This is a genomic window from Fibrobacter sp. UBA2449, from assembly GCF_002342555.1.
Taxonomy (GTDB): domain Bacteria; phylum Fibrobacterota; class Fibrobacteria; order Fibrobacterales; family Fibrobacteraceae; genus Fibrobacter.
Map to the genome: position 1 here is coordinate 246,892 of NZ_DDQF01000010.1, position 21,360 is coordinate 268,251.

The 21,360-nt window shown below is 51.8% G+C and carries 11 protein-coding genes; 5 read left to right on the forward strand and 6 right to left on the reverse strand.

Translation table 11 applies throughout. The features are described 5' to 3' along the window. Window positions 1-4: 4 nt before the first annotated feature. A complete protein-coding gene (locus B4B27_RS07030) occupies window positions 5-8,197 on the forward strand; it encodes a hypothetical protein (protein WP_290725050.1) in 8,193 nt (2,730 codons plus the stop codon). Window positions 8,198-8,473: 276 nt separating this feature from the next. Here B4B27_RS07030 and B4B27_RS07035 read toward each other — a convergent pair whose 3' ends face one another. The 5 genes from B4B27_RS07035 to B4B27_RS07055 form a co-directional block, all read right to left on the reverse strand. Continuing rightward, on the reverse strand, window positions 8,474-9,268 hold the full coding sequence (locus B4B27_RS07035) for an Rpn family recombination-promoting nuclease/putative transposase (protein ID WP_173381235.1): 795 nt from the start codon (window positions 9,266-9,268) through the stop codon (window positions 8,474-8,476). Between the two features lie 175 nt (window positions 9,269-9,443). Beyond that, window positions 9,444-10,418 carry an Rpn family recombination-promoting nuclease/putative transposase gene (locus B4B27_RS07040; RefSeq protein WP_290725053.1) on the reverse strand — a complete coding sequence of 325 codons (975 nt, stop codon included), beginning with the start codon at window positions 10,416-10,418 and terminating at the stop codon, window positions 9,444-9,446. 191 nt (window positions 10,419-10,609) lie between these two features. Then, window positions 10,610-11,143: a hypothetical protein gene (locus B4B27_RS07045; protein ID WP_290725055.1), complete on the reverse strand. Its 534-nt coding sequence runs from the start codon at window positions 11,141-11,143 to the stop codon at window positions 10,610-10,612. 34 nt (window positions 11,144-11,177) lie between these two features. Continuing rightward, window positions 11,178-12,041: a PD-(D/E)XK nuclease family transposase gene (locus B4B27_RS07050; RefSeq protein ID WP_173381237.1), complete on the reverse strand. Its 864-nt coding sequence runs from the start codon at window positions 12,039-12,041 to the stop codon at window positions 11,178-11,180. A gap of 195 nt (window positions 12,042-12,236) precedes the next feature. Further along, a complete protein-coding gene (locus B4B27_RS07055; protein ID WP_290725057.1) occupies window positions 12,237-13,586 on the reverse strand; it encodes a polysaccharide deacetylase family protein in 1,350 nt (449 codons plus the stop codon). Between the two features lie 203 nt (window positions 13,587-13,789). On the opposite strand from B4B27_RS07055, the gene B4B27_RS07060 reads away from it, so the two are divergent. Beyond that, complete coding sequence (locus tag B4B27_RS07060) at window positions 13,790-14,890, forward strand: NAD(P)-dependent oxidoreductase (RefSeq protein WP_290725059.1); 1,101 nt, start codon at window positions 13,790-13,792, stop codon at window positions 14,888-14,890. A gap of 3 nt (window positions 14,891-14,893) precedes the next feature. Here B4B27_RS07060 and B4B27_RS07065 read toward each other — a convergent pair whose 3' ends face one another. Continuing rightward, entirely contained in the window at window positions 14,894-16,324 is a 1,431-nt protein-coding gene (locus B4B27_RS07065) for an alanine/glycine:cation symporter family protein (RefSeq protein WP_290725061.1), read from the reverse strand. Between the two features lie 183 nt (window positions 16,325-16,507). On the opposite strand from B4B27_RS07065, the gene B4B27_RS07070 reads away from it, so the two are divergent. From B4B27_RS07070 to B4B27_RS07080, 3 genes are all read left to right on the forward strand, one after another. Further along, the gene (locus B4B27_RS07070) at window positions 16,508-18,175 is read left to right on the forward strand and encodes a cellulase family glycosylhydrolase (protein ID WP_290725062.1); all 1,668 of its coding nucleotides are present in this window, start codon (window positions 16,508-16,510) and stop codon (window positions 18,173-18,175) included. A gap of 67 nt (window positions 18,176-18,242) precedes the next feature. Beyond that, on the forward strand, window positions 18,243-20,435 hold the full coding sequence (locus tag B4B27_RS07075) for an NADP-dependent isocitrate dehydrogenase (RefSeq protein ID WP_290725064.1): 2,193 nt from the start codon (window positions 18,243-18,245) through the stop codon (window positions 20,433-20,435). A 50-nt stretch (window positions 20,436-20,485) separates the two neighbouring features. Next, complete coding sequence (locus B4B27_RS07080) at window positions 20,486-21,292, forward strand: hypothetical protein (RefSeq protein WP_290725065.1); 807 nt, start codon at window positions 20,486-20,488, stop codon at window positions 21,290-21,292. The last annotated feature ends 68 nt before the right edge of the window (window positions 21,293-21,360 follow it).

The window sequence follows — 21,360 nt, forward strand, 5'->3', positions numbered from 1 at the left end:
AATTATGTTTTTCAATGAAAGACTCTCAACACGTCATTCTTGCGTAGGCGAGAATCCTGCTCTAAAGGCCGGTGTCTCCCTTGTCACTGTCCTCCTGTTCATGCTCGTTGCTACAATTGCTGCAACGGCAACTTACAAGTGGCTGACAAGCGAAGGCCGTTCAAGCGCAAGCAGGATGCAACAACAGGAAGCTTACCAAAGCGCTGTTGCGGGCATCGAAAGTGCCCGTAGCTGGATGATGTATAACGCGAATGAAACTGGTGCCATTATTAAGCAGTACAAGGATGGCAATAACGCTCCCGTGAAGTTGACAGACCGTCTTGCTGCATTTGTTCGTGCGGGCCAGCATTATGATGTGTATCTCGTGGGTGTGAATACAGAAAGTTCAACATACAAACTGAAAATCCTTTCCGAAGGAGCATCTCGCAACGGCAATGCGAAACACAGTGAAATCGCCTTGCTGAATGTGAATGGGCTTTATCAAGTCAAGGTTCCTGTAGAAGAAAGTCATTCGAAAATAAAATTCGACTTCAACTATTTCGGAGGTTCTACGCAGGCGCAGGGACATGTCGGCGCAAAATCCATGTTAATTAATGGTAATTTAACGGGATCAAACCCTGTTTACGCACAAACCGACCTGATTGTTACAGGAAACATCGAAATGAGTGGAAACTCTGTCGGTGCCAATGGAACCGTTTGTGTTGGTGGAAACCTAGAAGCTAGCAATGGAGTATTCGGTAACAGTTTTTACGTGGAAGGCGATGCTCGACAATTTTCTTGGCCGTCAGCATCGGAGGCGAAGAATACGTATGATGGAACGAGTGTGGATAAGTTCACGCTGACGGGCGATGTCTATATTAATGGAAATTTGGAAGCTCCGAGTACTGGGGGACAAATTTTTCCCAAAGATTTGACATTGAATGGAACTTGGTCAACTAATTTTCCTGGTTATGAATCTTCTGTTACAGGAAGTCTTTGCCTTGGTGATACCGGCTTTATCTACATAAATAAGTTTGAAGGAAAAACATTTAGTGTAGGACAGGATGTTTGGATGCCGGGCAATGCCACTATGCCGGGCAACATAAGTTTTTGGAAAGGGGACATGTCGGGTGCAAACTGCACTTGCAATAGATATGTCAAGACATGTAAGAAAGAGATCCCTTGGTTCTATGGCACTAGGTGCCTTGAATATGGATGGGATTTGAGTGAGACGGGATTGTCTTGTACTGGCAATAGTTCTACGGCAAATACCAAAAATGTGGTTCAGAATTGCGATGGCGAAATGACGTTGGCGGCTTCTGATGACAACTTTGCTGAATATGAAAGGCTTTTCCTTGGACAACAAACGGATTCTAAAGTTTACATCAAACGTGCGCATACGCTAGCTGAATACAAAACCATGCGCGAGGACACAAAGGCTACTACGACAGGCTCACAGATTCAACACTGTAGAGATAATGATTGTAACCCCCCTGCTGCAGGCAACTATTGGAAAAATGAAACCCTTTATCCTTATATGGATAAGAATAAGCCAGTTGGCAAGCCGAATCCGAATTACATCTATTATATGCCTAATAGTGTAGGGGATGTGGAATATTCGTCTTACTATGATGATTTTTGGAAGCAAACAATGTATGCTTTCTTTGTCAATTTCCCGACATCCCAGAAGGATGCTGGTACTACATATACAAGTTCATACCATTCGCAGGATGAAGGAGCTCACCCCAATAATGCAGAAGGCGGATATTACCGTTTCCTAAACACAAATAGTGATGGCTCCAAAATAAAGGGGTCTCCCTATTGCAAGAAAAAACCGGGAAAGAGCTTTACTCCGGAATGCGGTGTGGCACCATGGTTCGGAAGTAATGGTACGGTCACGAGTACATTTCCTACGGAAAAACCTTTCCCATGTGCTGATACGGTCAAGACTTACTGCCTTGAAAAATTGGGAGATAAAAAGACGGGATGCGATGGCGCATCGTACAAGGTTGATGATTTGTTGAAAACGGCGTATTCTTCGTTTGAAAAATACGCAAATAAGGGGTGTGCCGACGTGACAACTTGGAGCAGTGATATGAGTTCCAAATTGAACACTTGCTATACGAACAATACGGCAACGGAGGAACTTGCAAAAGAGAATCTTTATAACGGTTATCAAGTTGTCAAGGTTACGGATAATGGAAAATCGGATCCGAATACCGAATTGAAGGGCAAGTTCATTATCATTGTTACGAATGCAATGGGACAGCAATCCTTGCCTCCCACTACAGCTGATTCATATGTGTTCCTTTATATGCTTGAAGGCGGGTCGAGTACGATACAGCCTGCAGATGAAGGTAAAGGTCATAAGTACAACTACTTCATCTATACGGAGCAGAGTGTTGTTAGCGGCGGAGGTGCTGACGCTGGCTTCATGTTCAACAACGATGTCTTGAGTGGATCTATTTACGCAAAGGCTGAAAATTGCGCCAATGTTCAGAACTTTAAAGCTCGCAAGATGGAGTATAACGAGGAACTCCTAAAGGATTTACAAGATTCGTCTATTCTTTGTGATTACGATGCCTCTACGTGTGGTGGAGCCCCTGCAACATCTTCGTCGTCAGGTACAATAGAATCGTCTGCCGATTATGCAACGGGTGGGTACGACAATTTCTATATCTCTGTTGCTCCTCAACTTTCTATTACTCTTGAATCTCAATACAAAAATGCAGAAAATGTAGCGACCGCGAATGCTGCGGATGTGGATGGTTCCTTTATAGTTTTGCCACGTATTATCTATCTTCCGAAGGATGCAAAGGGCAAACTTGCCGATTACTATAACATCGTGTCTCTCAATACGGCAAATCCTGTGACATCTCCATCTGTTACGTGTAATGGAGGACTTCCGGCTTCGGGTAAACTGGTTTCAGGTGATAGTAAACTTGCAGAAGGAGATTACACATGCAAGGTAGTGGGCTCTATACAAACTAAAAGTGGTGCTGCTCAACAAACTGTTCCGTTCTGGGTCAGGGTCAGGGGCGAAGGAGGTTCTCTACCGATTGTTTCGTTTGGGGAAACATGGAAGGAACTGAGTAAAGGGAACTCGACTCCGGTCACGCTTTCTTTACCGGGAACATCAGGTGGTGGAACACAGTCTTGCCAGGTGAAAATATCCGTCACGGGTGACATTATGGATTGGACGGTGGATCCGGTAACGAGTGCCGGCGTGACTTCTGCTGGATCAAACGTCTATTCTGCGACGGTGACATCTGGAGCTCCAATTACGGTCTTTAACGTTACCAATACCAATTCTGAAAATGGCTCAATATACCTAACCGTCACCGAAGGGGACGCCTGTTCTCCTGGAGCGCCAGAAGTTCTGTATAATGCGAATATGGCGCCAATTGAACGTCAAAGCATTGCGCAATACTGTATCGATTATTCGACAGACCCTGCGTGTGCGGTTGGCGGCACTTATGACAACAAAAAGAACAATCCTGATTGCAGCACTCCTTATGAATGGGTCACTGCTAATGGAGTAGCCTGTTCTGCATCCGAACCAAATGAAAAATGGAGATGTGCCATTTCCGGAGCTGTTTCGCTGAAAAAATTGCATGATATCGCCGGTTGTGAGGTGCTCATTGCTCCACTAACGCATACGGCACCTCTTGAAGCTAATAAAGAGCCTCCTTATCATCTCTATGCATCTCTCAAGAAGATTCCTATGACATTCCATGCTGGATTTAGTGTAGAGGGAAGCATCGATGGTGACCGTAAGGTGAAAATTGAAGTCGAAGATGCCAGCGGAGATAGTGAAAAGGAATGCTCTTATTCGGACTTCCAAGATGATAGCCGTCGTGCGGAAAAATGCGACGTCAAGGTTTATGATGGTTCTATCGTCAAGCTTTCGCTAATACCAGAAGATCCTGCAGATTTTAACTACTGGGCTTGCGAATCTGGATTAGATTGCCCTGATGATGAAGCGCATACATCTTTGACCTATCAGATTTCCATTACGTCGGATGAGAACGTTGTCTATGCCCATTTCGGTGAAAATGACAAACACTGCTTTTTTGATGAATTTAAGGAGCCAACACGTGGCAGTGGTTATCGGCATAATCGCGACAATATATGGTGTGGTTATGGTACCGATTACTGTATAGATTACTGCGAAGCCGATGGGAACTCCTGTGCATCTAACTTGACCACATCTTCCTATCCGAATGCGAAATGGCGCTTGATGTCTACTTCGACGGCAAATACAAATGATATAGACTACTCAGTAGTCGATGCTCGAATCGCTCTTAAATCAAGTGCGACTCGAGGCAAAAAGGAATCCGACAAGAAATTTGCTGTTGTCATGAGCTCTGTACAAGCAGGCCTTTACGGAACTCTCAAGGCCCAATTCCAGTTGCCTCGTGAAGGGGTTAACGCAAGCGATATTGCAAAGTCGACTGCCCGCTATTCCGGATTCGTGTTACGTTCCAACCCGACCGTAACATCGTTCCTGTTGCTGAACGTGTACATCGCCTCGGATGGCAAGGTTCACTCTCGCCTGTGTCTTGATGGTGAAACAACATGCAAGGACCTGATTCTTGAACGGAATGGGGCGTCGTATTCCCCGACAGATAGAAAATCCGTGGTTCTCGTGGCGGCGACACTCGGAACGAGTTCTGGAAATGACGTTTTGAAGGTGGAACTGTATTCGAGTGCTTGGACAAATGAAGCGTATTCTGCAACATTCACTCTTACGGATAGTGAACTTTCTGGGGTGACGGCGACGGCGACCCGTCCCAACGAATATGTGGGTTATATCTTGTCGGACCAAAACTTCAAGATATACGGCATAGGCTGGAAGAGTGATTCCTATAGGTCCGAATGCTGGGATACATACCCGGTGTTGAGTTGCTCTTTCAAGGCTGCCTATCCAACTGGAATAGTCCCCAAGGATAAACCTGTCCAGCCGTGGGTTGGGTTCTCTGCCTGGTTTGATGCTGTCGCGGGTGGTTGTAGGGAAGGCGATGTCGGTTATTACTATAAAGGTGATGACGCATGTAGCGGAACCGGTTCTACTTACAACAATTGCGGCGGCTCATACTCGTTCTCAGCCGCTGGAGCTCATGGTTATATGGAAGGCGAAAACGAGGTGCGGATGGCCAAGGTCGATGTTGCAACAAGTTGCAATGTCTATGGAGAAGATGCTTCTTGGGCGAGAAATGGAATCGCTGCCAACTGTGGCTCCTTCTGGGTGGGCGAAATGAATGCTTGTACCCGTCACCATAGTTTTGAAAAGACCTTGGATGGGGCCGGGGGAGAATTCTTCGGCCTTGAGGCTGGGGTTGTAGCGAACCTTCGCGGAGCAAACCTCAAAATAAATTTGGACAATCCCGATGGCAAAGCTATCGAAATCTATATGTTTAGCCAGAATAATGCAAGTGGTTACACCTATGGAGGTAGCCATCTCTATAGCCTTCCTTACCAAACAAATCGGTCTGGAACGGGAATCACTTTGGATTTACCGGTTAATGATCTGCTGAATAGTGAGGGCTTTGATCCAGAAAATGTGATTGGCGTGTATGTCAAAACATTTGATGAACCCTCTGTGACGGTTAATGCGGTGACAAGTTCATGCCCCAACGCCGTGGAAATAAAGGGTTGTAGAGCTGATTACGATAATACCAATGGCAAATGGGTTGTTACGGCAGAAATAAAGAATAGCGGGAATATGGAAAGGATTGATGTTGTAGAAACAAATTCCTACATAACATCTCCTTCTAGCCGAGAGTGTGAGAAGGAATCGACGGATGATGACAAGAAATGCAAGTTCTCTGGAGACAATGTGGTTCTCGATTGGAACGACAATCCGTATGTAAATCATGCCGGCGATACTTACAACTTTAAGATTACGTTGACAAGCAAGGAAAATACAACTTCCGAATGTACTGCAACGGGTAAGGTAGACGGCATTACAGCGACCTGCAGCGCGATAAGCGGATCCGGCACTGTGGTTCAAGGGAAGAACCTGCCGCAACTCACCTACAGTATTGCAAACTGCCCGGATAACGCCTGCGGCTTCAAGATTGACTTGTATAAGGACGGCTCGTTTGTCAAGAACATTACAACGAACGCGAATAGCGGGAACGTGTCCGGAGCCCAGACCTCGACAACCGCGGCAAATACGTCTGCTGAACCGCTTGATGAAGGAACGTACAAATTTGTACTGACAAGCACAAATACAGCAAGACCGTTTACGGCGACGGGTTGTGATGGTTTGTCGTTTGAAGTGACGACGCCGGGAGCGATAACGGCGAACTGCGTGTTTACGGGAACTGTAGTCAAAGGTGGTTCGGCGACATTGCAAATGACGAATATCGTAAATGTTGATCAGAGTACTGACATAACGATTTCTCGTTCTGGAGCGACGGGAACTCAGACCGCAACACTGACTTCGAATGACGACAAAAACATATCAGTCACAGCACCGGACGCAGCGGATACCTATACATATACCATCAACTACACAGATCCTATAAGTAGCGCTACGAAGAAGATTTGCGATGCGACTCTGACGGTTGTTGATGGGCTCGCGTGTGGAGTAAGTACGGCAACGATTACCTTAGGCGAAACTTTTACATTCACTCCGTCCTATGGAGGTTCTTGTTCTAGCGCAAGCCTTACGGGAAATGGAACGATTACAGGCAGTGGTTGCTCGGCAACGTCATTTACCGTGGAACCGAGTTCTGTCGGCTCTCAAGAATACACGTACACGTTCTCGGGCGATATTGGAAGTAATCTGACTTGTAAGCAAACTGTGACCGTAAATCCGCCTGCACCGGAGTTCAGTTGTCCCGACAATTGGAGGGGTGCTGTAGGAAGTAATGTGACGTTTAATCCGGGAAGCAGTCTCAAATATTGCAGTAGTGACTATCCTTGCGTATTGAAGATTGATGGGGTGACAAAGAGTTCCTCATGGACAGGCCCTACTTATGAATGGAAGGACGATGCTGCTACAACTTCTACGAACAAATACACAATATCGTTGAAGAATTCCTATAATGATGCGGCGACCGTACATGATTGCAGTATTACGTATTCGTCGGGAAATGCGAATTGCGTTTGGGAAAATGGGGCGACAAGCTTCTGGCCTGGACAACAAAATGTGAAACTCATTGTTTCTGACATCCAGAATCTAGCTTCTGATGCTGAGTTCACCTTAACATGCGGAACATCTTCTACAAAATCTACATGTAGAACAGGCGGATCTTGCGACAACCTTCAGTTCTCTGTTCCGAGTACTGTTGGAACCTATGCATGTACATTGAAAAATAATACAATGACATTGTGTTCACCGTCGCTACAGGTCAAGGCACCCCTTTCATGTTCGGTCACTTCGAATACTGTGGATTATGGTGGTAAATTCAAATTTACGGGCAAAACGGCGACAAGCAGTTGCCATAACTGTAAATTGTATCGTGGCAATAATGAATATCAATACACAGACAACCAAAGCAATATTGAAGATTATGAGATAACGTTCAATTGGTCAGAACCTAAAACATTTACATACGAATGTCAGTGCGACAACATGGATGCCTCGGCAAATAAGTGCTCGCAAACGGTTGCCTCGCAAGTGAACCCGCCGACATTCGATTGCAAAACGGGACTAAAGGCCACCATTGATAAATCAAATAATGTGACGATAGGCTTGCAAAATGTAGTTGGTTGCCATGAAGGTGGTACTTGGTGCAAGTATAGCATTACAGGAACGGGTATTTCCGAGAAAACAGGGACCGGAATCTCCAATGGTACCGTGAATCTGGGTGCGTTCACAGATAACGGCACTGATGGTAGTACTAAAAATTACTCTGTCAACCTGGAGAATTCTGCAGGTGTTGGCGAAGCACAGACCTGTAGTGTGGAGTTTACCGCAGGTTCCAGTGCTATTCCAGTTACTATCAGCTACCAAGATTACAAATCTTTCACACCAGGAAACACATACACTTTAACATTCAGTGGGTCAAGTGGCAGCGTATTCCGCTGTACATATACTGATAGGGCCTACAGCTTCAAAATGGGTGTGTACGATGGTTCCGATTGGAATGTTGGGGCGAACACCGGAGGACAAGCAACAAAGTCAAATCCAGGTAATGGAGCCGTTAAGACATTCGTTGTGGACTCGGATGCACCTTCAGACCTGAAGTGTGCTACTGATTGGTAATGTGAGTAATATATATCTACAAAGGTTTCCCGCTTCAAAGCGGGGAGCCTTCCCATTACCCCATAAACAATCAAAGCCCTAGGACACACCGCCCGGGGCTTTTGCCTATGAATTGATTTCGTTAATCCCCGCCAAATTTGGTGCGCTTCGGCAACACTTCGATAAACTCAGTGCATCGGCTCAGCGACCTTATGACGGGCGGGGATGACGAGTGAAAAGACGCCCGCCTGCGCGGGCATGACAGCGGGAGGGGCTGGGGTGACAAAGGGGTAGAGGCTACAGCAGTCCGTGCTCCCGGAGCTTCTTCTCCAACTCGTTTATGCGGGCTTCTGCTTTGGCTGTGCGAGCTTCCGCTTCGGCTGTGCGAGCTTCCGCTTCGGCCGCTCGAGTTTCTGCCTTGTCAATGGCTATGTCAATTTCCTGTTGCAGAGTCATATAGCGAATCCTCGTGTTGTTGTCGGTCTGGTACCACTTCACCAGTCTGTCGATGTTCTCGGTTGCTGGGGAAATCGGCTTGTTGGTGGCGAAATACTCCATGTAATCCCGAATGGCCTTCTCGGCGATTTCGCGATACTTACTGAATATATAAAATTTTTTGAAAGTGAGGTCACCCATTTCGATTTTCGGGTTGTCGACATCGAGATTCTTAAATCTGTACACTGCCCGTCCTTGCTTGAAGATATCGTCGGGGCAGATAAAGATGATGTAGAGTTCTTTCAGGTTGTAGTATTTTTCGCCCTTGAGCAAGGCGTCGCTGTCGCACATGGCCTGGTAGAAGCGAGTCCTTTTGGGGATGTTGTCGGTGTTTTCCATTTGCAGTTCAATATCAAAACTGCGAATGGTCTCGCCATTGGGGCCGGTTTCCTTCACGAAAACGTCGTAGCGGATTCCCTTGCTGACGGGGCTGACTTCGATAGTTTTCTCGGGTTCGGGGTCCTTGAGTTCGTGAATCTTGATGCCGAGAATCGCCTCCAGGAAGGGCTTTGCGATTTCCTTGTGGCTAAAGACCATTGCGAACATGAACCTGTCTGTGATGGGGAGTTGTTCAAAGGGAATGTTTTTTGTGCTCATTTTCCGTTTTATAGCGGGAACGCGCCCGTGTCGCGGATAGAGAAGGCCCTATCTATACTATAAAACGATTTCGCAGGCAAAATGAGCCAAATAAATTTTGTTTACGTGCATTTTTTACATTGCGGAAACAAAAAGATCCCCGACCGAGTCGGGGATGACAAAAGAATGGGGTGGGTTATGGTTTGCTGGGAGATTCCTTGGCCTTTTCCGCTGCGATTTTCCGGGCTTTTTCGATTAGGTCGCTTGATACACCAAGAGATTCAAGAATATCTATTCCTTCAGTACGGCCCACTGCACGACCTTCTGCACGGCCTTCTGCTAACCCTTCTGCACGGCCCTCGGCCAACCCTTCGGCACGGGCGTGCTTCTTTTCTACGTACATTTCGTATAGGCGGTCGCTCATGTTCATTGCCTCGCTTACCAGGAACTCTTCGGTAAATATACTCAATTTGGCCTTCTCCTGCAAGCGGGCGAACAGCGAACCTTCGGGCACGGGGACGGGGTTTTCCTCGTTCAGGCCGTTGATCACCCGGAGCCACTGGGCCAGCATGCTGCTGTCGGAACTGTAGTCCCCCTTCAGGAACTTGGGAATTTCCACAAGGGTGATGGTCTGCTTCTTGAAGAACTCGTCGTTCTCTTGGTTCTTGAGACGGATGCTGTGCCGGTAGTTCCTGGATTCGGGGAACCCGTTGAACATCTGGAGGCTGATGAGGTTCAGGTTCCGCAGCCAGTAGCTTTCGCCATGGGCCTTGCTTGCCACGGTGTGCTTCGCGACATAGTACACGAGCCTGTCGCTGTAGGTATCGTCTTCCTTGTGCTGAACTTCCAGCACGATTCGCTCGAGGCTTTCGTTCTCGACGACCACGTCCGAGATTACCTTCTTGCTCAGGGCGCCTTCTACTGCCGTATTTACGAAGGTGAGTTTGTCAATGCAGTCGCCTCCGTCCAGCTTGAGTATGGCGTTGAGGAAGCTTGCCGTGAACTCCATGTTTTCGGGGGTGCCGAATAGGAGCTTGAATATGGTGTCGTTGTAGATGTAGGCGAATTTGTAGCGCTTGCGGTATTTTGCGATGCAGGCGGCAGTGTCGCCTCCGGTCTTGTGGGTCTCGCTGATGTCGTGCAGCATTTCGGCATACTGTTCTTTGGTCATTTCGTATTTCTCTTGTTTCCGGGAACGCGCCCGTGTCGCGGACAGGGACACCCCTGTCTATCCTATAAACGGACAAAGGGACCAAAATGAGCCAAATAAATTTTGTTTACGTGCATTTTTTACATTGCGGAAACAAAAAGATCCCCGACCGAGTCGGGGATGACGAGGCAGGGTCGGGGATGACAATAGAGCTACGCTGTGGCCAGTTCTTTCGCGGCTTGCTGTTTCAGCTTGACCACTTCCTGCTTCGGGAGCTTGGTAACACGGACAATTTTGTCAACGGAATCGCCTTCGGCAAGCATCGCGAGGGCTATTTCGTTTGCCTTGTCTTCGCCGCCCTGCAAGTAGGAACCCTGTTTCTCGTAGATAATGTTCGTCATCCCGTCAACCTCGTTCAAGAGTGTTTCGTCGGTGTACCCTACTAAAGATACATCTTTCATAAAGTCCTTGTCAAGCAGGTTCTTCAGCTTTTCCTCTGGGATCTCGTTTTCCTCGAGCACGTCGCGGAACAATCGCAACATCTCGGCCCTGTCGGTCGTTTCGCACTTGCCCGGCGGGGTGCGCTTGTCAATGGCAAAGAACTTCTCGATTTCGACCAGATAGATATCCAGCTTATTGTAGAAAATGCACCGGTTGCGCACAATTTGCACATGGTGCAGGTAGGTGTTCGACTCTTTCGGGAACTGGTTCTCGGTCAAAAGCGAGAGCACGTAGATGTGAGGCAACTTGTAGTCCTGCGACTTCTTGACAGTCCGCGAGTTATGCGTCCGGCGAGTCGATTTCCTTCTTGAGTTCAAGGACGGTAGACTGGGGAAGACCCGTATTGCGGGCCACCATTTCGATAGGAAGTCCGTCCAGAAGGAAGTTCTTTGCGACTTCCTTCTTCGCTTTCCGGGCCGCACCGTATTCCCAGTACGACTTGTCGATGTCTTTCATGATGTTGCTGAGCATATACCTTGCACTAAAATTACACAATTTTACCTCGTTTTGCAATACCCTGAACACGGGGTCACCAGCGAACTGTTCTGTGTGCTTCAGGAACTTGTTCACCTCGATGAGTGTCACGGTTTGCCGTTCGAAATACACGCGCTGTTCCTGATTGCGCAACTGTACCGTGTGGAGGTAGTTCGGCGAACCCTTGAAAGCGTCAAAGAACTGAAAACTTACTACGTGCAGGTTCTCTAGAGGGGTAAAGTCGCCCGGTTTCTCCATGCTGCCTGTAAGGCGCGCCACGTAGAGAACTAGGCGGTCGCTGTACAGCGAATCGTTGTTCTCGTGCTGGACGTCGATGGAAATGCGGTCGCGGGGCACGCCGTTACCGCGGTCGTTGGTCAAAAGCAGATCGGGCTCGATGCCGCGGTACCCAAGTTCGCCAGGGACATACGGGTTCACGAGTTGCGGATTTTCGATGCGGTCCGAGCCCACGAGATTCAGCGCCGCGTTGATGAGGTCGGTAGTGAGCGTCAGGTTCTTCTCGCTGGCGAGAATCTTCTTGATGCATCCGTCGTTGTAGAAATAGACGTTGCGGTGTTCGTATTCCTTGACGATTGTATCGACATCCTGTCCGTTGTCGTTTGCGGCCTTGAGTTTCTTGAGAAAGATTGCGAATTCCTCTCTTGTCATTTTATTCCGTTAAATGCGGGAACGCCCCCGTGATGGCGGATAGAGAGAAAATCCCCTATCTATATACAAGAACGGTCGAAACGGGAAAATGTTCCAAAATGAGCGAAAAATTTTTTCTTTACATGCGCAAGCCTTTTCTGGGAATAAAAAAACGGCATCCGTGAGGATGCCGCAAACTCGCAGAGAATCTAAGTATTAGAGTCTTGTCTTGAAAGTCCTGTTTCCGACCTTCACGATGTACACGCCCTTCGCGCCGGTAAACACTTTCTGGACATAGCCGAGACCACGCGTTTCGCGGACCTTGTGGCCGAGGCTGTTGAATACGGAGATTTCCAGGCCCTGAGCGCCAGAAACTTCGATGTAGTTATCGGCGGTCCTGTAGACGGCGACTGCGGCGAGGCTAGCCGGATCGGCAGCGATTGCTGTGGTAGAGGAAGAACTCTGCGTCCACGGTCCCCAGTGATGGCCCGAAGACGAGGAGGATTCCGGATTGGTGGCGCTGCTGGAAGATGCCGGCGGTTCGACGCTAGAAGAAGACGGCGGGGGAGTTGTGCCTCCGGAGATGACGATTTCGCCTGCGTTCGGCACGGCGTCGAAGTAGACATAGCCGCCGTCAATCTTGGATTCGAGCTTGGCGCCCGCCTGCGTCACCTCGGCCTTGGAGCCGTCGTACTTGACCTTCAGGCTAAGAGGGTAGTCGTACTTGGAAATGTTGTCGGCGATGCTGTGGGTGAGCTTGACGGTGATGTTGCCACCGCTGCTGCTAGCTTCGGCCTTCGATGCCTTGCGTTCCTTGAGATACATGGCGACATGGCCCATCGGGGCTACCCAGATGTCCTTATCGTTCTGCTGGGCCCACTTGAGGGCTCCATCGATGGCGTTGATATCCGTCGGCGAGTAGTTGGCGTTGCCATTTTGCTTGCCCTGGAAACCGTGGGTGAGGAATGCCGCCCAGCCGTTGCTCTGGATAACTTTCTGCATTCTGCCGGTAAAGTCGTTCGTGCTCTTGAGCTGGCCTTCGGCACCGGTCATGGTGGCGGGAACCTGAGCCCAGTTGGAGGGACCGTCCTTGCCCATTTCATCGGCCATGCCCTTCCAGCTGCCGTTGCAGATACGGCCAACGATGTAGTTCTGGAGAACGGCGCTTTCGTTAGGCACGTTGCAGTTCGGGTAGGCGACCGTGATGACGCCGTACTTTTGGTTGATTTTGCCTTCGATGGACTTTTTCGAAGAGGCTTCTTCGCCGCTCATGTTATTGCCGTGGCTATTGCTGTGGCTTGCAATTTCGTGCCCTTCGTCGGCCAGGCCCTGGAATCCGCTCCAGTTGGGGTTCCAGTTCACCACCACGTTGAAGGTAGCCTTGTAGCCATACTTCTTGAACATCGGACCAGCGTCGGTCACGTGGCTCGGAGCGCCATCATCGAAAGTAAACGAAGCGGCGCCCTTGCGGAAACCCGACCAGGTTGCGATTTCGACGTCCTGTGCGAACGCGGAACCCACCGCGAACAACCCAACCGCAGATGCGGCAAAGAGAACCTTTTTCATAAAATATACTCCATAATCATGTTTTATACCATTAAATTATCTTTTTGCCGGGTTGATTGCATATGGGGCGGGGTGTTTCCGTTGTATAGGTTAGCAACGCGAAAATGGCGAATTTAGGCCGGGAAAAGCGTTTTTTGAGGGTGTTGTTAAAATTTTACAGGGGGTGCGGGGTGGTTCGCCTCGCGTTTTCTATCATTATACACATGATTTTCGACGAGATTGTGAACGACGCCTACGAGGAACGCGAATACCCGGCCCTTTTGGCCCTGGCGCGCGAATGGGAGGTCGCGCGCCCTTTTGACGGTCTGCGCGTGCTGGTGGCGACACCGGTTTTTAGGAATACGCTGCTACAGTACCGTGCGCTTATCGCGGGCGGGGCGGATCTTGTCGTGGGTGTGGCCGGCGGTATGCCTTGCGACCCGGGTATCGTGGAAACCTTGCGCGAAAATGGAATTCCCGTAATCGGGTTGCAAGAGGCCCTCGAGATGGAGGTCCGTTGCGCGGAGTCGGGTGATTGCGCGTTCGACCTGGTGCTGGATTGCGCGGGCCAGTTTGCGGCATGCCATCCGCGGTTCGGGTTTGTGGAACTCACGCGCAGCGGCGTGCAGTTTTATGAGAAGAGCGAACACCAGGTGTATGTGGCCGACAGCGGGATAGTGAAACGCATCGAGACCTGCCTCGGGACGGGCGAGGGCTACGTGCGGGCGCTTGCGCAACTCGGGTACGATTTTTACGACGGCAAGAAGTTTGTCGTGTTCGGGAGCGGAAAGGTGGGGCAGGGCATAGTGCTGCAACTGCTGCGCTCCGGTGCAAACGTGCATGTGGTGACGGACTGCTCGCGAGGTGCAAACCCGTTCCTGGATGCAAACTGCGTTCCGGTCACGGACTGCAACGATCTCGATGCGGTGGCGTCGCTCGTGCGCGGTGCCGACTTCGTGGTGACAGCGACCGGCGTGAAGGGCGCGCTTGACCGCCCGCAGGTCGTGGAAGCTTTGCTCGCCTCGGGTGCCGTGCTTGCCAACATGGGCGTTGAGGACGAATACGGGCCGGGCGTTCCGGCTAGTCGCGTGCTCGCCGAAAAGAAACCGCTGAACTTTATTCTGGAAGAACCGACGCACCTCAAGTACATCGATGCGTCGCTCGCGCTGCATGCCGCCCTCGGGGAACAGCTCGTGCGCGAAGCCGCCGCAAATAAAAACGCGGGCCCCATGGACCCGCCAAGTGAATTGGAACAGCGCATCCTCTCCATGACCATGCAAGATGGCCTCATCGGCGCCGAAATCGCCGAGATGATGGGCTGGTAATTATTACTTCTCGTTTTCCAGCTTCACGAAGAACTTCTTCGTCTCGCGGGCGACGATTCCACTTAGTAGAATCAGTGCCACGAGGTTCGGGAAGGCCATGAGCCCGTTGAAGATGTCGGCGCTCGTCCACACGGCGCTCACCGTGAGGTAGGGGCCGATGAACACCGCGGCCACGTAAACCCAGCGGTAGGCGAGGATGGCGTTCTTTTTGCCGCGCCCGATGAGGTATTCCAGGCAGCGCTCGGAGTAGTAAGCCCACCCGAGGATGGTGGTAAACGCGAAGAACACGAGCGCCACGGTAAGGATGTACGGGGCGATGGTCGAGCCGCCCGGGAAGTTCGTAAGCCCACGGGTGAACGCTTCCATGGTGATGTTCACGCCCTGCAGGCCGAGTTCCGGAGTCCAAGCGCCGGTGACTACGATGGCAAGGCCCGTCATGGAGCAGATGACGATCGTGTCGATGAACGTACCCGTCATGCACACAAGACCCTGACGCACGGGTTCTTTTGTTTTGGCGGCGGCCGCGGCGATAGGTGCCGAACCGAGGCCCGCTTCGTTGCTGAAGATACCGCGGGCGATACCCTTCTGCATCGCGATGAAGATGGTGCCTACCACGCCGCCGGTGACCGCACTCGGGTTGAATGCCGCCTGGATGATTGTCTCGATGGCGCCCGAAAGCTTCGAGAAGTTGAATCCCAGGATGAGCAGGCAGAAGAGAATGTAGAAGATGGCCATGAACGGCACGATGTAGAGGGAAACCTTCGCGATGCGTTTTAAGCCGCCGATGATGACGCAGGCGGTGAAGCCCGCGCAGAGCAGGCCCGCGATGGCCGTGGAGTAAGAGACCGAGTTGCCGGCGAGGTTGATGAATTCGCTGGTGGGGATGACTGTCGCGACCGCCGAGGTAATGCCGTTCACCTGCGTGATGGTGCCGATACCGAGCAGGCCTGCAAGCACGCCGAACACCGCGAACAGCACGGCGAGCCACTTGAAATTGAGCCCGAAGCGTTCCTTGATGCCGGTCTCGATGTAGTAGAAGGGGCCGCCCAGGACCTTGCCGTCGCTGTCGACCTTGCGGTACTTGACCGCGAGCAGGCCTTCGGAGTACTTGGTCGCCATGCCGAAGAACGCGGCGACTTCCATCCAGAAGAGAGCGCCCGGGCCGCCAGTGCCGATGGCGGTCGCGACACCCACGATGTTACCCGTGCCGACCGTTGCGGCAAGTGCGGTGCAGAGAGCCGCAAAACTAGAGACCTCGCCTTCGCCTTCCTTTTCACTGTGCGTCATGTAGCGAAGCGCGTTGGCGAGATTGGTCACCTGCAGCACGCCGAGGCGGCTCGTGAGCAAAATTCCCACGAACAGGATTACGACGATGAGCGGGATTCCCCACACGTAACCGTCGATGGTGTCGAGAATAGCGTTTAAAGTCTCCATCTGAAACTCCCTAATGTTGAATGGCTTGTACGCAAGTCGCGTGCCGTAACTCGTTGATGGGCAAAAAGATATAAAATTTCCCACCTGTTGACATTCTATCCATGCTAACTGTCGTGCGTATACGCCTTTTCGGTTCATCAAAAGATATTTTATAGGTGTTGTTGGTGGGATACAACAAGGAGTATGAAGATGTTTGGTTATGGTTTCAGGCGTGTAGCCTGTTCTGTTCTTGCTGCAACCGCACTTTCGGCAGTGAGTTCCTTCGCCGTCACGAGCCAGTTCCGCGGTGTAAACTGGGCGGACAAACGCGACAATTTCGTGTCTGACGTGCTGGTGCTTTCGGGCATGAGCCTTTCGGACAATTACCAGTCGGCATCCGTAGTGGCGGACCGCGTCATCGGGCAGTTCCAGGAACTGTTCGGCACGAACAGCGTGCGAATTCCGGTGAACGAACCCACGGTTCTCAAGTTCTGGGATACCTACACGGGTGTTATCGACATGGGCCTTTCTAAGGGCCGCATCGTGATGGGCTACTGGGGCCCCGCGCAGCCTTCTGGCCCCAAGAACATGAATGACTGGTGGAGCATGTGGGCAAAAATCGTCGAAAAGTACGGCGACCACCCGAACGCCTACTTTGAAATCTTCAACGAGCCGCACATGTACAGCAAGGACGAACTGCGCAACCTGTACGCACAGTGGCTCGAGAAATTTCCGAATGTACCCCGCGACCACATTTTGCTCGACGGCTCGGGCCTTGCATGGAACGTGCCTGACATTGCCGACGACCCGCGTTTCGAGGGCTGCCTTTTCGCGGTGCACGAATACACCTTTTGGAACATGAGCATCACCACTGAGCAGGGCTGGAAGAACAGCTTCAAGGGCAAGGTGGGCAAGTATGCCGACCGCACCGTGTGTACGGAATGGGGCGGCGCGATGAGCCCCGGCGAAAAGAACGGCGTGCACTACGACTACATGGACTATAATTCAACTCCGACAAACTATTTTATGGCCTACATTCGCGGCATGTCGGACCAGTTGCGCGAATGGGAGATGGGTAGCTTCTACTGGCCGGGGCTTCGCGACGGCGACTGGTACAGCATGACCAAGCGCACCGGCGAAGGCGCGAACATCAAGCTCGAAATCGTGAACCAGTCGGGCGTGGACCGTATGAAGATGGCTTGGGCCGATACGGTCGAGACGACTCCGCTCGTGCGCGAAGCGTATAACGGCGAACCTGCGGCGATTCCGGGTATAATCGAGGCGGAGAATTACGACAAGGGCGGCAACCGCTTCAGTTTCTATGACAAGGATGCAGCCAACAAGGGCGAAACCTACCGCGAAGACGCCGTGGATGTCGTTACCCTCGATGGCGCAACCTGTGGCGGCGAGGCCTGCAAGGGCTATGCCGTCGGGTACACTGAAGCGGGCGAGTGGCTAGAATACAGCGTGAAGGTCGCTACGAGCGGCAAGTACGCCATCCGTGCGAACGTGGCGACCGCGTCCGAGACCTCGAAAATCCAGCTGTTTGTCGATGGCGAGGCGATTGGCGATACGGTGACTTTCGAGAAGGTCGATACCACATGGAATGTGTACAAGGAAGTCGATATCGGTGTCGCGAACCTTACGGCGGGCGAACACATCCTGAAACTCGCTATTGCGGGTAGCTACGTGAACGTGGACTGGCTCAAGTTCTGCGAAGGCGAGGCCTGCGAGGCGCCTACGGGAATCCGTGAAATCATGCCCGCATCCGTTACCAAGACTTCGGCCCCGCGCCTCCGCAAGCAGGGTGGCCAGCTGTTTGTGGAAAGGAACGGCATGCGCTTTGACTTGACCGGACACCGCATCAAGTAAGGGACGGGCTTGCTCCCGCTTTTCGACCGGTTTGGCGTGATGTAATTTTTTCTATCTTTGTATTCGTATGAATACGAAGATTTATTACACGCTTACTGACGAGTCGCCGTTCCTGGCGACTCAATCCCTGCTCCCCATCGTTCGCGGTTTTGCAAAGGCCGCCGATATCGATGTGGAAACCAAGAACATCTCGCTGCCGGGCCGCATTCTGGCCGCTTTTGGCAAGGCGAGCGACGACCTAGACTTTTTGGGTAAGCTTACGCTTGAACCGGATGCAAACATCATCAAGCTCCCGAACATTTCGGCGTCTGTGCCGCAGCTCAAGGCCGCCATCGCCGAACTCCAGAAGAACGGCTTTGACGTGCCCGACTATCCGGACGCTCCGGCGAACGACGAAGAAAAGGCAATCCGCGCGAAGTACGACAAGGTGAAGGGTTCTGCTGTGAACCCGGTGCTCCGCCAGGGCAACTCCGACCGCCGCGCCCCCAAGGCGGTGAAGAACTTCGCCCGTAACAACCCGCACAGCAACGGCAACTGGAACACTTCTGTAAAGACGCATGTGGCAAGCATGCAGGCCGACGACTTTTATGGCAACGAAAAGTCCATCACCATGGCCGATGCCGACACGTTCAAGATTGAATTTGTTAACGAAGCAGGCGAAGTCACGGAACTCCGCGCCGCAAAGCCGCTTTTGAAGGGCGAAATCATCGACGCTACCGTAATGCGCATGGCGTCGCTCGAAAAGTTCATCGCCAATGCCATGGCCGAAGCGAAGGCGAAGGGCCTGCTGTTCTCGGTGCACCTGAAGGCGACCATGATGAAGGTCTCTGACCCGGTGCTGTTCGGTGCATTCGTGCGCGTGTTCTTCAAGGACGTGTTTACGAAGTACGCCGACCTGTTCAAGGAACTCGGCATCGATGCCAACAACGGTCTGGGTGATTTGTACAAGCGCCTCGAAGGCAACGCGAAGGAAGCAGAAGTCAAAGCCGCCATTGACGCCGCTCTTGCTGCGGGTCCGGATCTCGCCATGGTCGATTCCGCGAAGGGCGTTACGAATTTGCATGTGCCGAGCGACGTGATTATCGACGCCTCGATGCCTGCGATGATCCGCAATTCCGGCTGCATGTGGAACAAGGAAGGCAAGTTGCAAGAGACGATCGCTTGCATTCCGGACCGCTGCTACGCCGGCATTTACGACGAGACGATTGAATTCTGCAAGCAGAACGGCGCATTCGACCCGAAGACGATGGGTACCGTGCCGAACGTGGGCCTCATGGCTCAGGGCGCCGAAGAATACGGTAGCCACGACAAGACCTTTGTCGCAAAGGGCAAGGGCGTCATTCGCGCCGTGAATAGCAAGGGCGAAGTGCTTTTGCAGCAGAATGTAGAAGCGGGTGACATTTTCCGCATGTGCCAAGCCAAGGACGCTCCGGTGCGCGACTGGGTGAAGCTCGCTGTGACGCGCGCTCGCCTCAGCAACACGCCTGCGATTTTCTGGCTTGACCCGGAACGCGCTCACGACCGCGAAATCCAGAAGAAGGTGGAAGCCTACTTGCCGGAACACGATTTGAACGGCCTCGACATCAAGATTATGAGCCCGCGCAAGGCGATTGTGGAAACCATGAAGCGCGCGAAGGCCGGCCTCGATACCATCGGCGTCACTGGCAACGTGATGCGCGACTACCTCACCGACCTCTTCCCGATTCTTGAAGTCGGAACGTCTGCAAAGATGCTCAGCATCGTGCCCTTGATGGCGGGCGGCGGCCTCTACGAAACGGGTGCAGGTGGATCTGCCCCCAAGCAGGTGCAGCAGTTCCTCGCCGAAAACTACCTCCGCTGGGATTCCCTCGGCGAATACTTCGCACTGGTGCCCGCCTTCGAGCAGGTCGCGCTGAAGGACGGCAACAAGAAGGCGAAAGTTCTCGCCGACACGCTCGACGAAGCGAACGGCAAGATCCTTGAATTCAACCGCACGCCGGCCCGCAAGATTGGCGAACTCGACAACCGCGGCTCACACTTCTACCTGGCCCTCTACTGGTCGCAGGCTCTCGCCGCCCAGAAGGACGACGCGGAACTTGCCAAGAAGTTCGCCCCGGTTGCGAAGGCCCTCGCTGAAAACGAGCAGAAGATTGTCGCCGCGTTTGCCGCCGAACAGGGCAAACCCGCCGACATCGGTGGTTACTACCTGCCCAAGGCCGAACTTCTCAAGAAGTGGATGCGCCCTGTCACAGAATTTAACGAAGTCATTGACAGCCTGTAGTCCACGGACGCAAAAAAATATATGTTTAGCCTTAGAACCGGAGGCTGGATATGAAAGCTCTGTTGAAAAATTCGCTGTCGGCTGCGGCCACTGCCGCTGCAGTTCTGTTCTTTGTCTCTTGCACGTCTGACCTGCCTCCGCAGGTCATTACGGCGAACGGGGACTCCTATTCCGAAAAGGAGTTCGAGTCGCTCAAGGATGCCGGGCTTGTCGACGAGATGGGGAATGTTATCGATACGACGCTCACCAGGAAAGTATCTAGTTCTTCGACTGCAACGGAGGCGAAATCTTCAGGATCCAAAGATTTCAGCTCCTCGGCTGCGGCAAGTTCCGCATCTGAAAACGTGAGCTCCTCATCCGGGGATGTGAGCTCGGATTCCGAACCCGTAGAATCCAGTTCGTCCGAAGAAGAGGAGGATGACGAAGAATCCTCTTCCTCGGTTGCCGAGGAAAGTTCCAGTTCGTATGAGGCCGTTTTTGGTTCCGGCGTGGTCGGTGAATCGATAATCGCGAAAGACGGGGTCATCAGCATCGGGACCGATGCCATGGTCGAGGTCGACGATGAAAACAAGGATGCGCTGGATGCTGCGAAGGCAGCCCTTGACGAAGGGAAGGACTTGCCGGATGGTTTCGGCAACCTGGGTGTCGAAACGACCTTCGAGGATTTCAATTACGAAGCTTTCATCGAAAATGCCTTTTTCTGCTTGACCGAGGACGATTCCTGGCTCGAAATTTCGAGGTCGGAACTGGCCAAAAATATCCCGCATTTCAAAAATGGGGCGGATTTGGGCCCGCTGGAGGGCTTCGCCGTCCGGTTTGCGGATGCCTGCAAGGCAGTTGTTTCGCTAGGGGAATAGTGGACGGGTGGGGCCGGTCGGCCTGTTTCCCCCGAAAAAAGATGATTTGACGCTCCATTTTTTGTTCC